A 12,537-nucleotide genomic window follows, 5' to 3' on the forward strand; every position below is an offset into this window, starting at 1 on the left:
GTCGTATCATAGGATAGTAAGTTTTACTAAACGTATATTCAATTTTATGCAAGATGAACCGATAGAAAAAATAGATTCGCCCATATTTTGATTTGCGGTTATAAAGGAGATGCTGACCATGTTTCAATATGAAGAGTTGAATAAACAGTTTATCGGCGGGAAATGGCAGGAGGGCAGCAGCCCAAATGTATTGGAAAACAAAAATCCTTATACTCAAAAAACATTCACAACATTCCGTAAAGCGACTGCTGACGATGTAGATGAAGCGTACAGGGCAGCGGCGCTGGCGAAGAAAAAATGGGATGCGGTCAATCCGTTCGAGAAAAGGACCATTTTAGAAAAAGCCGTCACGTATATCGAAGAGAACGAAGAAGCCATCATTTATTTGATTATGGAAGAGCTTGGCGGAACAAGGCTCAAAGCAGCTTTTGAAATCGGACTTGTCAAAAACATCATGAAAGAAGCGGCAACGTTCCCAATCCGCATGGAGGGAAAAATTCTTCCGTCCACAATAGATGGCAAGGAAAACAGATTATATCGCGTGCCGGCAGGTGTTGTCGGTGTCATCAGTCCGTTTAACTTCCCATTCTTTTTATCTATGAAATCAGTGGCGCCTGCACTCGGAGCCGGCAATGGCGTTGTGCTAAAGCCGCATGAGGAAACGCCGATTTGCGGCGGAACGCTGATTGCGAAAATTTTTGAGAACGCGGGAATTCCAGCGGGGCTGCTGAATGTTGTTGTCACAGACATTGCTGAAATCGGCGACAGCTTCGTTGAGCATCCAGTGCCGCGGATCATCTCATTTACCGGTTCTACGAAAGTCGGCAGCTACATCGGACAGCTTGCGATGAAGCATTTTAAAAAGCCGCTTCTTGAGCTTGGCGGAAACAGTGCCTTCATCGTACTTGAGGATGCAGATATAGAATATGCGGTCAATGCGGCGGTGTTCAGCCGATTTACACATCAAGGACAGATTTGCATGTCAGCCAACCGCGTGCTTGTTCATTCTTCTATTTATGACAAGTTCCTTGAGCTGTACCAGGCAAAAGTGGAATCGCTGAAAGTAGGCGACCCAATGGATCCTGATACGATTATCGGGCCATTAATCAACAGCAGACAGACGGACGGGCTGATGAAGACTGTTGAGCAAGCAATTGAAGAAGGCGCTGTACCAGTGAAGCTTGGCGGATTTAACGGGACGATCGTGGAACCGACGATCTTAAAAGACGTCAAACCGTTCATGAGCATTGCCAAGGAAGAGCTGTTCGGACCAGTCGTCTCCTTTATGAAGTTTGATTCAGAAGACGAAGCGGTGGATATCGCAAACGAAACCCCGTTTGGCTTGAGCGGTGCCGTACATACGTCAAATCTTGAGCGCGGCGTGGCTTTTGCGAAACGCATTGAAACGGGCATGATTCACGTCAATGACACGACCATCAATGATGAACCGAATGTAGCCTTCGGCGGTGAAAAGCAATCAGGCCTCGGCCGATTAAACGGTGAGTGGAGCCTCGAAGAATTTACAACGCTGAAATGGATTTCGGTCCAGCACGAAAAACGCAGCTTCCCTTATTAATGAAAAGGAGTGAATGGAATTGACCATAAATACGGAAAAAGAAACCGCAGATATTCTGGACGCATTTATCAAAGTAGCCCCTTATTTAAACAGCCTGGTTCAGGATGATATTACAATCGGCATTTATGATACGGAAAAACTGCTCGTGAATATACCGGCCAAAACCTTTTCGCTGAACGTAAAAGCCGGCGATCCACTGCAGGAAGGGGATATTATCACAGATGCCATCCGAAGCAATCAGAAGAAGACGAGCATGGTTCCGAAAGAATTGTTCGGCTTCCCATTGATCGCGCGTGCCATCCCGCTGCACGACGAGAATGGAAGAGTCATTGGAGGCGTCGGCCTCGGAACGAGCCTTGAGGAGTCGTCAAAGCTGCATGATGTCGCGGAAAGCTTATCAGCTGTCGTTGAACAAACAGCCGCGGCTATTTCCGACATTTCTGAATCAATTAACGGGTTTTCAACTCAAATGTCGGGCATTTCCTCTCAGGCGAAAAAAGTAAGCGAAAGCGCCGGTGAAATCGCCGATATTTCAGTAACTGTTAAAGGCATCTCTGACCAAAGCAATCTGCTCGGCTTGAACGCCGCGATCGAAGCGGCAAGAGCAGGGGAGTCCGGAAAAGGCTTCTCTGTCGTCGCAGATGAGATCAGAAAGCTAGCAACGCATTCAAAGGAAAATGTCGGCCAAATTGACCAGATTACGAAAAAAATCCACAGCCTGCTGAAAGGGCTGGAGGAATCCATTGAGTCGATTAACCAGCATACAGACGGACAAGCCGCTGCTGTTGAACAAATTTCCGCCACAATGCAGGAGATTTCAGGAAGCGCACAGCATCTTGCAAAAATGGCCGAAAAAGCGCTTGAGGAAGAGTAAAAGACCGGGGACAAATGTCCCCGGTCTTTTTCTATCCTGCATTTCCATGAAATTCGTCTGACGTTTTACTAGTTTTATTCCAGCGGCTGATTTAAAATGTACACATGAACTTACGTGAGGATTGATAGGAACCATGAGCATATTAAAAGCGGAAAATCTTTATAAAACATACGGAGATAAAACATTATTTGACCATATCTCCTTTCATATTGAAGAGAATGAGAGAATCGGATTAATCGGGCCGAACGGAACAGGAAAATCAACGCTGCTGAAAGTGATTGCCGGCTTGGAATCTACCGAAGAAGGAGAAATCACGAAATCCGGAAGCGTGCAGGTCGAATTTCTTCATCAAGACCCGGAGCTGCCTGCGGGGCAAACAGTGCTGGAGCATATCTATTCCGGTGAATCGGCTGTGATGAAAACCTTGCGTGAATATGAAAAAGCGCTGTATGAACTGGGGAAAGATCCCGAAAATGAACAGCGCCAGAAACACCTGCTGGCAGCACAAGCGAAAATGGACGCAAACAATGCATGGGATGCAAACACCCTGGCAAAAACCGTATTGTCTAAGCTGGGCGTCAACGACGTAACAAAACCGGTCAATGAGCTCTCAGGCGGCCAGAAAAAACGGGTAGCCATTGCCAAAAACTTAATTCAGCCCGCTGATCTGCTCATTTTGGACGAGCCGACAAACCATTTGGATAATGAAACGATTGAGTGGCTTGAAGGGTATTTAAGCCAATATCCCGGCGCCGTCATGCTGGTGACGCACGATAGATATTTCTTAAACCGTGTCACCAACCGCATTTATGAGCTTGAAAGAGGCAGCCTCTACACGTACAAAGGCAACTATGAAGTGTTTTTAGAAAAACGCGCGGAACGGGAAGCGCAGGCTGAGCAAAAGGAAACGAAGCGGCAAAACCTGCTGCGCCGCGAGCTGGCCTGGCTCAGACGAGGAGCGAAAGCCCGCTCCACAAAACAAAAGGCGAGAATTGACCGGGTAGAGACGCTTAAAGAGCAGAAAGGCCCTCAGTCATCAGGTTCACTCGATTTTGCCATTGGCTCGCACCGTCTCGGAAAACAGGTTATTGAAGCGGAGAACGTCATGATCGCTTATGACGGCCGCATGCTCGTCGACCGTTTTAATGAACTTGTCATACCAGGTGAACGGATCGGGATCATCGGGCCAAACGGCATCGGGAAAACAACGCTGTTAAATGCCCTTGCCGGCCGTCATACGCCGGACGGAGGCGATATTACGATCGGACAGACGGTCAGAATCGGCTACTATACTCAGGATCATAGTGAAATGAACGGTGAGTTAAAGGTCATTGACTATATAAAAGAAACGGCGGAGGTCGTAAAAACGGCAGATGGCGATATGATTACAGCTGAACAAATGCTCGAGCGTTTCCTCTTCCCGCGTTCGATGCAGCAGACGTATATCCGCAAGCTGTCCGGCGGGGAAAAACGCCGTTTATACTTGCTTCAGGTTCTCATGCAGGAGCCGAATGTCCTGTTTCTCGATGAGCCGACGAACGATTTGGATACTGAAACATTAAGCGTTCTTGAGGATTATATTGACCAGTTCCCTGGCGTTGTCATCACCGTATCCCATGACCGCTATTTCCTTGACCGCGTCGTCGACCGTTTGATTGTATTTGAAGGAAATGGCGTCATTTCCCGCTTTCAAGGCTCCTACAGCGACTATATGGAGGAGTCAAAAGCGAAAAAAGCGGCCCCAAAACCGGCAGCTGAGGAAAAAACGGCTGAAGCCGAGCCGAAGAAAAAACGGAAAAAGCTTTCTTACAAAGACCAGCTGGAATGGGACGGCATCGAAGATAAAATTGCCCAGCTGGAAGAAAAGCATGAACAGCTCGAAGCTGACATCGCCGCAGCAGGCAGTGATTTTGGCAAAATCCAAGAGCTGATGGCCGAGCAGGCGAAAACTGCGGAAGAGCTTGAGGCTGCGATGGACCGCTGGACAGAATTGTCCCTCATGATTGAAGAACTGGAAAGCTAAAAAGCGTGGCCGCAGCAGGCCGCGCTTTTTTTCACATAATGGACAAAAACGAATCGGCCTGCTTATGTTAGGATAAAATTGTGTGTCAGCGGCACATGGAAAACTAACGGAGATGATGAAGTATGACATGGGCGATCGTGATGTTAATTCTCATGAGTCTGGTGAAAATCGTATTAACCTGTCTTCCTACAGGCGTCATAGAATGGCTGCTCGGCAAATTTGAAGTGCACGCCAAGCTGAGTGACGAAAATGCGAGTCTCTCTCTAGATGGAAAACGCCTCGAGGGTGCAGAGAAGCAGAAAGTGATTGATCAATTTAACGAAGCTATCTTCCTGGAAAAATATTATATCTATCCAGGTGATGAAGAGCGTTATTTACATCCGGAAAACGGCGGCACGCCGCTGGTGATAGATACAAAAAAAGGAAAAAAAGACGTGAAGCTGTTCGTGTACCGCTACGACGACCATATCGACGTCGTGAAACAGTACAAGAAGAAAGTGATCGCGTATCGAGTGCTTTCTGAAAGCCTTCAAAAAGAGTCTCTGTCAGTGGCGGGAAGTTTAGCTTAAACAGGAAAGTGAAAGACGGGTGCTTTATGCTGCTCGTCTTTTTTATTGTTTTTTAAAACTTAACGTTTACGTTAAGGTTCAAAAGGTGTATAATGGTAACAGAAACGGCGAAGGGGGATTTACCTTGGAATGGATGAAGATTGATCAAGTGGCCAAAAGAAGCGGACTGACAAAGCGGACCATCCGGTTTTATGAAGAAATCGGCTTGATTCCGGCGCCGAAACGGACAGACGGCGGTGTAAGGCTTTATTCAGAGGATGATATGGAGGAGCTTGAGAAAGTCATCAGCACAAAAGAGGTGCTCGGTTTTTCCCTTCAGGAGCTTCAGCATTTCATGGAAACCAGCCGCCAGCTAGAGTTAAACAAAGAGGGGTATTTGTTGTCACTGGATCCTAAGGAACGGAAAGAAAAACTGGAGGAAATTCAGGAAACCCTGAATCACCAGCTGAGTTTGATTGATGAGAAAATCCGCACATTCCAAAGCTTTAAAGAACGCCTGCAAGGCATGAAAGGCAAAGCGGAACGCGCCATTCAATCAATCGAATGAAAAGTTTGTTAAACGCTATTTTTGTAGCGTTTCTTTTAATGGAATAAAGATGGAGGTTAGGTCAAATGGATAAGACAACACAAGTGAATCAGAAAACGGGTTTGCTCAGCCAGCCAAAAGCGGTATGGGCTGTCGCGTTTGCCTGTGTGATTTCCTTTATGGGAATCGGGCTGGTCGATCCAATTCTTCCGGCCATTGCCGCACAACTACATGCTTCACCTAGTGAAGTATCACTCTTGTTTACAAGTTATTTGCTTGTAACCGGATTTATGATGTTTTTCTCAGGAGCCATTTCCAGCCGCATCGGCGCGAAATGGACATTAATTCTCGGACTTATTTTTATTATTGTGTTTGCGGGGCTTGGCGGCAGCTCAAGCTCAATCGCTCAGTTAGTCGGCTATCGCGGCGGCTGGGGATTAGGGAATGCTTTGTTTATTTCAACAGCGCTTGCGGTCATCGTTGGTGTATCAGTCGGAGGAAGCGCCCAAGCGATTATTTTGTATGAGGCTGCGCTCGGTCTCGGGATTTCTGTCGGGCCGCTTGCAGGCGGAGAGCTTGGAAGCATTTCATGGCGTGCACCGTTTTTTGGAGTATCTGTCCTGATGTTTATTGCGTTAATCGCGATTTCTTTCATGCTTCCGAAGCTGCCGAAACCGGCGAAACGCGTCGGTGTGTTTGATGCGATGAAGGCACTCAAATATAAAGGCCTGCTGACAATGGCGGTATCGGCATTCCTATACAACTTTGGATTTTTTATTTTGCTAGCTTATTCTCCGTTCGTACTGGATTTAGATGAACACGGTCTTGGATATGTCTTCTTCGGCTGGGGCCTTCTGCTGGCGATTACGTCAGTCTTTACGGCGCCGCTCGTGCACAAAGCGCTGGGCACAGTGCGTTCGCTCGTCGTTCTCTTTATCGCCTTTGCGGCCATTCTCGTTATTATGGGGATCTGGACAGACCATCAGACTTTGATTATTACATGTATCGTTGTCGCCGGTGCTGTCCTCGGTATGGTGAATACGATCATGACAACCGCTGTGATGGGTTCTGCGCCGGTTGAACGTTCAATCGCGTCTTCAGCCTACAGCTCAGTCCGCTTCATCGGCGGCGCGCTCGCTCCGTGGATTGCGGGAATGCTGTCAGAACACTTTACTGCAAGCACACCATACACAGTAGGCGGAATCGTCGTTTTTGTCGGCATGCTTGTCCTTCTCATGGGACGTAAACATCTTGCTGGAATTAAGGCGGGGCATTAATAACGAAAGACACTGCGCATATGCAGTGTCTTTTTTTATCGTGGAATCTTCCCACTACTACCGTATTGTAGTAATTTCCGTCAGAAAGCAATTTCTCCTTTTTTAAGATTCCTTCTGCTTCAAATCCGTATGTTTTATATAGTGAAAGGACGTTGGTATACGGCCAAGAGAGACTGCTGTAAAAGATGTTTCTTGATGCCATAGCCCCAAAATTCTTTTAACACGCATATCCATCAATTTTCCAATGTTAAAGCAGACAGCTTATATGCATCCTCTGCACGAGCTGATCAAATAATGTATTGAAGTTCATCTATATTGAATTCTTTTTTTGCCGTTGATCATGTTAGTACCCTTTACGGTCAGTATGTATTATTCGTTATAATGGCATCGTAATCGAATTGGTGCAGGAAAGGAAAGTCTTTATGACACAATTTTACTATTTAACAGCTAAAGCCCCTTTAGAACCCGGTTTTTTCGGTCAGCAAGAACGGCGTTCGCGGAAAGGGCATCCGCTACGGTCAGGCATTGATGCGGCTGGGATTTATCTTGTAGGAGCTGAGAATGTGTCCGTTCATTTACAATTGCCATTTCAAGTGATGGTTCATGCTGTAGAGGGGACGTTTGCCATGAAGGCAAAGCCTGACGAATATGATCAGAAATGTTTAGAAACGCTCTATCAATACATACACAGCGTCATGAAAAACAGCTTTTCTGTAGAGTGGTCACCGCTTGTCTGCCAAAAGAGGGCTTGACACTTGATGAATTCACATCTCCATTGCAGCTCATTTTAAAAGACAGAGAGCTTTTGAGAATCGTTCAGAAAAAATGGCAGTAAAAAACCCGCCCTTTAGCAGGCGGGTTTTTTTATAAATTAAAGCACTTTCGTCGTCCAAGACTCGCAGTTCCACGTTTCTGTCGCAATATCCATATAAAAGTCTGGCTCGTGGGAAATGAGCAGAATGGAGCCTTTATATTCTTTCAGGGCGCGCTTGAGCTCTTCCTTGGCATCGACATCCAAGTGGTTTGTCGGCTCATCGAGCACCAGCAGGTTTGTTTCTGAGTTGATTAGCTTGCACAATCTGACTTTCGCTTTTTCGCCTCCGCTTAATACGGAGACGCGGCTTTCGATATGCTTTGTCGTCAGTCCGCATTTTGCCAGAGCGGCACGGATTTCATACTGCGTATAAGAAGGGAATTCGCTCCATACTTCTTCGATGCACGTATTGTTGTTTGTTTCCTTGACCTCTTGCTCGAAATAGCCGGTATAGATGTGCTCACCGCGTTCTACAGAGCCTTCGAGCGGCTGGATTTCACCAAGCAAACTTTTCAGCAACGTCGTTTTTCCGATCCCGTTTGCGCCGTAAAGGGCGATTTTTTGGCCGCGCTCCATGCGGAGGTTGAGCGGACGGGACAGCGGGGAATCGTAACCGATCACGAGGTCCTTCGTTTCAAAAATCAGCTTGCCTGACGTTCTCGCCGGCTTAAAGTGGAATTCCGGCTTTGGCTTTTCTGCCGCAAGCTCGATCATATCCATCTTATCGAGTTTCTTTTGGCGGGACATCGCCATGTTTCTCGTGCTGACGCGCGCTTTGTTGCGGGCGACGAAATCCTTCAGCTCTGCGACTTCCTGCTGCTGCTTTTTGTAGGCCGCTTCAAGCTGCTGTTTCTTCACCTCGTAGACTTCCATAAACTGATGGTAGTCGCCGACATAGCGTGTCAGCTCTTGATTTTCAACGTGATAAATCAGGTTGATGACACTGTTTAAGAACGGAATATCGTGGGAAATCAAGATGAACGCGTTCTCGTATTCCTGCAGGTAGCGTTTCAGCCATTCAATATGCTGTTCATCAAGATAGTTGGTCGGCTCATCGAGAAGCAGAATTTCCGGCTTTTCAAGGAGCAGCTTAGCGAGAAGGACCTTTGTGCGCTGTCCGCCGCTCAAATCGGTGACATCTCGCTCTAAACCGATATCGCTCAAACCGAGACCGCGGGCAATTTCCTCCACCTTGGAATCAATGACATAAAAATCATTGTTTGTCAGCGCGTCTTGAATGACGCCGACTTCTTCAAGCAGCTTCTCGAGCTCATCGGGATCAGCCTCGCCCATTTTGTTGTATATCTCGTTCATTTCCTCTTCCATCGCAAATAAATAATGGAATGCGTCTTTCAGGACGTCGCGAATAGATTTTCCTTTTTCCAGCACGGTATGCTGATCAAGGTATCCGACACGGACGTTTTTTGACCACTCGACTTTTCCCTCATCAGGTTCAAGCTTTCCGGTAATAATATTCATGAAGGTTGACTTTCCTTCACCGTTTGCGCCGATCAAGCCGACGTGCTCGCCTTTTAACAGGCGGAAGGAAACGTTATTAAAAATGGCCCGGTCCCCGAAGCCGTGGCTTAAATCCTTTACAGATAAAATACTCATGTTTACACCTCTATCGTTATCAAACACGCACAATCGGCGTGTAATATTCACCCTTTTGATTATAAAGGAGGATTCGGAATGTTGAAAGGTATAGGAAAGAAAAAGAAAAATTGCGTTCCGGGCGAGGTTTTGAGATACTATGGAATAGATTTCAGGAATTGAGGAGAACAAAATGACGCAAACTTGGCCATTTTTACATAATGCACAATCATTTATACAAGAGAATTGGAATGCTTCCGGCTTTCAAACGCCAACCCCTGTTCAAGAGCAGGCAGCCCAGCTGATCATGGACGGAAAGGATGTCATTGCAGAATCGCCGACAGGCACAGGGAAGACGCTGGCGTATGCGCTGCCGGTCTTGGAGCGGATCAAACCAGAGCAAAAGCATCCGCAGGCGGTGATTTTAGCGCCTTCCCGTGAGCTGGTGATGCAGATTTTTCAGGTGATTCAGGATTGGAAAGCGGGCTCAGAGCTGCGCGCGGCTTCCTTAATCGGCGGGGCGAATGTGAAGAAGCAGGTCGAAAAGCTAAAGAAACATCCGCATATCATTGTCGGCACGCCAGGCAGGGTATTTGAACTGATTAAAGCAAAGAAACTCAAAATGCATGAAGTGAAAACGATTGTACTTGATGAAGCGGATCAGCTTATCCTGCCGGAGCATCGCGAGACGATCAAACAAATTATTAAAACGACATTAAGAGACCGCCAGCTTCTATGTTTCTCTGCCACGCTTAAAAAGGAAACAGAGGATGTGCTCCGCGAATTGGCGCAAGAGCCTGAGGTGTTGAAGGTGCAGCGAAGCAAGGCAGAGGCAGGGAAAGTGAAGCATCAATATCTCATTTGTGACCAGCGTGACAAAGTAAAGCTGCTGCAAAAGCTGTCAAGGCTTGAAGGCATGCAGGCACTCGTATTTGTGAGAGACATTGGCAACCTGAGTGTATATGCGGAAAAGCTGGCATATCACCACGTTGAACTCGGCGTTTTGCACAGCGAAGCGAAAAAAATGGAGCGGGCGAAAATCATTGCCGCATTCGAAAACGGAGAGTTTCCTCTTTTATTGGCGACTGACATTGCCGCACGCGGTTTAGACATTGAAAACCTGCCATACGTGATTCATGCTGATATTCCAGATGAAGATGGCTATGTCCACAGATCAGGACGAACAGGCCGGGCCGGAAAAGAAGGCAACGTGCTGAGCCTTGTGACAAAATTGGAGGAATCAAAGCTGAAAAAAATGGCGAAGAAGCTTGGTGTTGAGCTGAGTGAAGCTGTGTATGCAGGCGGAAAACTGAAGACGAAATAAAAAGGAGGGCGGAAAGCCCTTTTTTTGTTGTGAAATAATAGAAAAGATTTTGCGCAGAGGTGGGAAAATGGCTTCAATAGACAGGTTTCAAGTAATGCAGGAGCCAGAGCTGAAAATACTTGAACACTGGTTTGAGAATGAGGATACCAGACGGAGAATGGATGGGATGCTGCCATTAGATGAGTGGTACGCACGAGTAAATAAAGATAAACACGATACTGTCATCATGGCGTATGATGGACAGCTGCCGGCAGGGATGGTCGTTATTGAGTTCGGAGAGGAGCGGACGTATATTGGATTGATCGTCAATCCTTTGTACCGGCTTCAAGGGTACGGAAAACGGATACTGCAAAAGCTGATGACCGAACCTGATTTTACTAGCGTGCGAGAATGGGTGGCATGCATTGAAGAAGACAATCGAATCAGTTTAGCTTGCTTTCAAGCAGCAGGATTCACTTTAGAAGACACGGAACCTGATGAAGATGGTTTTCTTACGCTGATTCTTCGCAACTGATCTCATCGAAACACAAAAGGAGGGCAAAAAGCCCTCCCGTTTTCATCTTCATTCAGCTCGGATCACTGACCTTGATCAGCTGTTTCCCTTTATTTTCTCCCTTAAATAAACCGAGAAACGCGTCAGGAATGTTTTCGAAGCCTTCTGTGATGGTTTCCTCGTAATGGAGTTTACCAGCATTCAGCCATTCGGCCAGCTGTTTTGCTCCCTCAGAAAAACGATCGGAGTAGTCGCTTACGATAAAGCCTTGCATCAGCGACTTCGTTTTAATGAGTTTTGATTGGACACGAGGGCCCATGTCATCTGCTTCGCTTTTTGCGTTATAGGAAGAAATGGCGCCGCACACCGGAATGCGGGCAAATTCATTGAGCAGATTCATCACCGCGTCTGAAATCGGTCCGCCGACATTGTCAAAATACACATCGACACCGTCAGGACAAGCGTTTTGAAGCGCTTTTTGGATATCATCCGCTGTTTTGTAATTGATGGCTTCGTCAAACTGAAGCTCCTGTTTTAAATAGTCGATTTTTTCATCAGAGCCCGCGATGCCGACGACTCGCGCGCCTTTGATTTTGGCAATTTGCCCGACTGTTGAACCGACGGCTCCAGCAGCTCCGGAGACAACCACGGTTTCGCCTTCCTTCGGGCGTCCGATGTCCAGCAATCCGAAGTATGCTGTTAAGCCGGTCATTCCCAAAATGCCGAGATAGGCCGAAGCGGGAGCAAGGCTTGTATCAATTTTTCGCAAGGCAGACTCGCTCACAGCGGAAAATTCCTGCCAGCTGAGATTTCCGATGGCGATATCGCCTTTTTTCAGATGATTCCCGTCTGACACAACTTCAGCGATAACCCCGCCAGAAAGCGCTTTATCCAAGGCGAACGGCTCAACATATGACTTCGTATCCTGCATACGGCCGCGCATATAAGGGTCAACCGATACATAAAGCGTTTTGACAAGCACTTCCCCTTGCTTGGGTTCAGGAACCGGTATGGTTTCAAAGCGAAAGTCTTCATGAACAGGAATACCTTGTGGACGTCTTGCTAATTGAATTTGCTGCTGAGATGCTGTCATTTTCATCCTCCTATCACTTGGTTGACACCACTGTAACATGGACAGGAGAGGAAATACAAAAGGTAAGCTGGCATACAAAAAAGGTTATAGATGAGCTTATGCTTTCTACAAGCTCTTTTGTTTTAAAAGTTCTCTTTAGTCATTTATCATTATTAGAAAACAGAACAGAAAAAGAGCTCCTGTACACCTAGCTAAGATTGGCTAGTGTGTATGTCGATTCTTTTTCATATTCTTGCAAGCATCTGCGAGGGGGAGCTTAGTCGTTCACATTTTGCTTTCGCATCAATCTGCAATAGCAAAGTCTATGCGATTTTTTTACATCAGCAAAGATTTGTTCAATTTTTTCCTTTTATGCCGAGTTTTTCTGAAACAGAT

The 12,537-nt window shown here is 46.7% G+C and carries 10 protein-coding genes and 2 pseudogenes; 9 read left to right on the forward strand and 3 right to left on the reverse strand.

Annotation, left to right across the window (positions count from 1 at the left end; translation table 11 throughout):
• Positions 1 to 118: 118 nt before the first annotated feature.
• The 6 genes from yfmT (at position 119) to RAC86_RS26970 (ending at position 6,845) form a co-directional block, all read left to right on the forward strand.
• A complete protein-coding gene (gene yfmT / locus RAC86_RS26945) occupies positions 119 to 1,576 on the forward strand; it encodes a benzaldehyde dehydrogenase (protein ID WP_014479141.1) in 1,458 nt (485 codons plus the stop codon).
• Positions 1,577 to 2,045: 469 nt separating this feature from the next.
• Positions 2,046 to 2,450 (forward strand): methyl-accepting chemotaxis protein, encoded by a 405-nt coding sequence (locus RAC86_RS26950; RefSeq protein ID WP_369888597.1) that lies wholly within the window; start codon positions 2,046 to 2,048, stop codon positions 2,448 to 2,450.
• Between the two features lie 133 nt (positions 2,451 to 2,583).
• Entirely contained in the window at positions 2,584 to 4,473 is a 1,890-nt protein-coding gene (locus RAC86_RS26955) for an ABC-F family ATP-binding cassette domain-containing protein (protein WP_377886206.1), read from the forward strand.
• A gap of 122 nt (positions 4,474 to 4,595) precedes the next feature.
• On the forward strand, positions 4,596 to 5,042 hold the full coding sequence (locus tag RAC86_RS26960) for a YfmQ family protein (RefSeq protein WP_003243426.1): 447 nt from the start codon (positions 4,596 to 4,598) through the stop codon (positions 5,040 to 5,042).
• A 124-nt stretch (positions 5,043 to 5,166) separates the two neighbouring features.
• Positions 5,167 to 5,589: a MerR family transcriptional regulator gene (locus RAC86_RS26965; RefSeq protein WP_014479143.1), complete on the forward strand. Its 423-nt coding sequence runs from the start codon at positions 5,167 to 5,169 to the stop codon at positions 5,587 to 5,589.
• A gap of 65 nt (positions 5,590 to 5,654) precedes the next feature.
• Entirely contained in the window at positions 5,655 to 6,845 is a 1,191-nt protein-coding gene (locus RAC86_RS26970; RefSeq protein ID WP_003233759.1) for an MFS transporter, read from the forward strand.
• Here RAC86_RS26970 and RAC86_RS26975 read toward each other — a convergent pair.
• Positions 6,829 to 7,075: pseudogene (locus tag RAC86_RS26975) on the reverse strand (hypothetical protein); the annotation flags it as partial. The gene RAC86_RS26970 and the pseudogene RAC86_RS26975 sit on opposite strands and share 17 nt — an antisense overlap.
• 396 nt (positions 7,076 to 7,471) lie before the next feature.
• Between RAC86_RS26975 and RAC86_RS26980 the strand changes: the two are divergent.
• A pseudogene (locus tag RAC86_RS26980) lies at positions 7,472 to 7,558 on the forward strand (hypothetical protein); the annotation flags it as partial.
• Between the two features lie 158 nt (positions 7,559 to 7,716).
• Here RAC86_RS26980 and RAC86_RS26985 read toward each other — a convergent pair.
• The gene (locus RAC86_RS26985; RefSeq protein WP_014476110.1) at positions 7,717 to 9,273 is read right to left on the reverse strand and encodes an ABC-F family ATP-binding cassette domain-containing protein; all 1,557 of its coding nucleotides are present in this window, start codon (positions 9,271 to 9,273) and stop codon (positions 7,717 to 7,719) included.
• A 172-nt stretch (positions 9,274 to 9,445) separates the two neighbouring features.
• Here RAC86_RS26985 and RAC86_RS26990 point away from each other — a divergent pair, with 172 nt between their 5' ends.
• Both RAC86_RS26990 and RAC86_RS26995 read left to right on the forward strand, forming a co-directional pair.
• Positions 9,446 to 10,576 carry a DEAD/DEAH box helicase gene (locus RAC86_RS26990; protein ID WP_015252580.1) on the forward strand — a complete coding sequence of 377 codons (1,131 nt, stop codon included), beginning with the start codon at positions 9,446 to 9,448 and terminating at the stop codon, positions 10,574 to 10,576.
• Positions 10,577 to 10,643: 67 nt separating this feature from the next.
• Positions 10,644 to 11,090 carry a GNAT family N-acetyltransferase gene (locus tag RAC86_RS26995; RefSeq protein WP_015252579.1) on the forward strand — a complete coding sequence of 149 codons (447 nt, stop codon included), beginning with the start codon at positions 10,644 to 10,646 and terminating at the stop codon, positions 11,088 to 11,090.
• A gap of 52 nt (positions 11,091 to 11,142) precedes the next feature.
• On the opposite strand, the gene RAC86_RS27000 is transcribed toward RAC86_RS26995, so the two are convergent.
• Positions 11,143 to 12,162 (reverse strand): NADP-dependent oxidoreductase, encoded by a 1,020-nt coding sequence (locus RAC86_RS27000; RefSeq protein WP_377886207.1) that lies wholly within the window; start codon positions 12,160 to 12,162, stop codon positions 11,143 to 11,145.
• Between the last annotated feature and the right edge of the window lie 375 nt (positions 12,163 to 12,537).

The sequence above is a fragment of the Bacillus sp. LR_5 genome, from assembly GCF_042709275.1.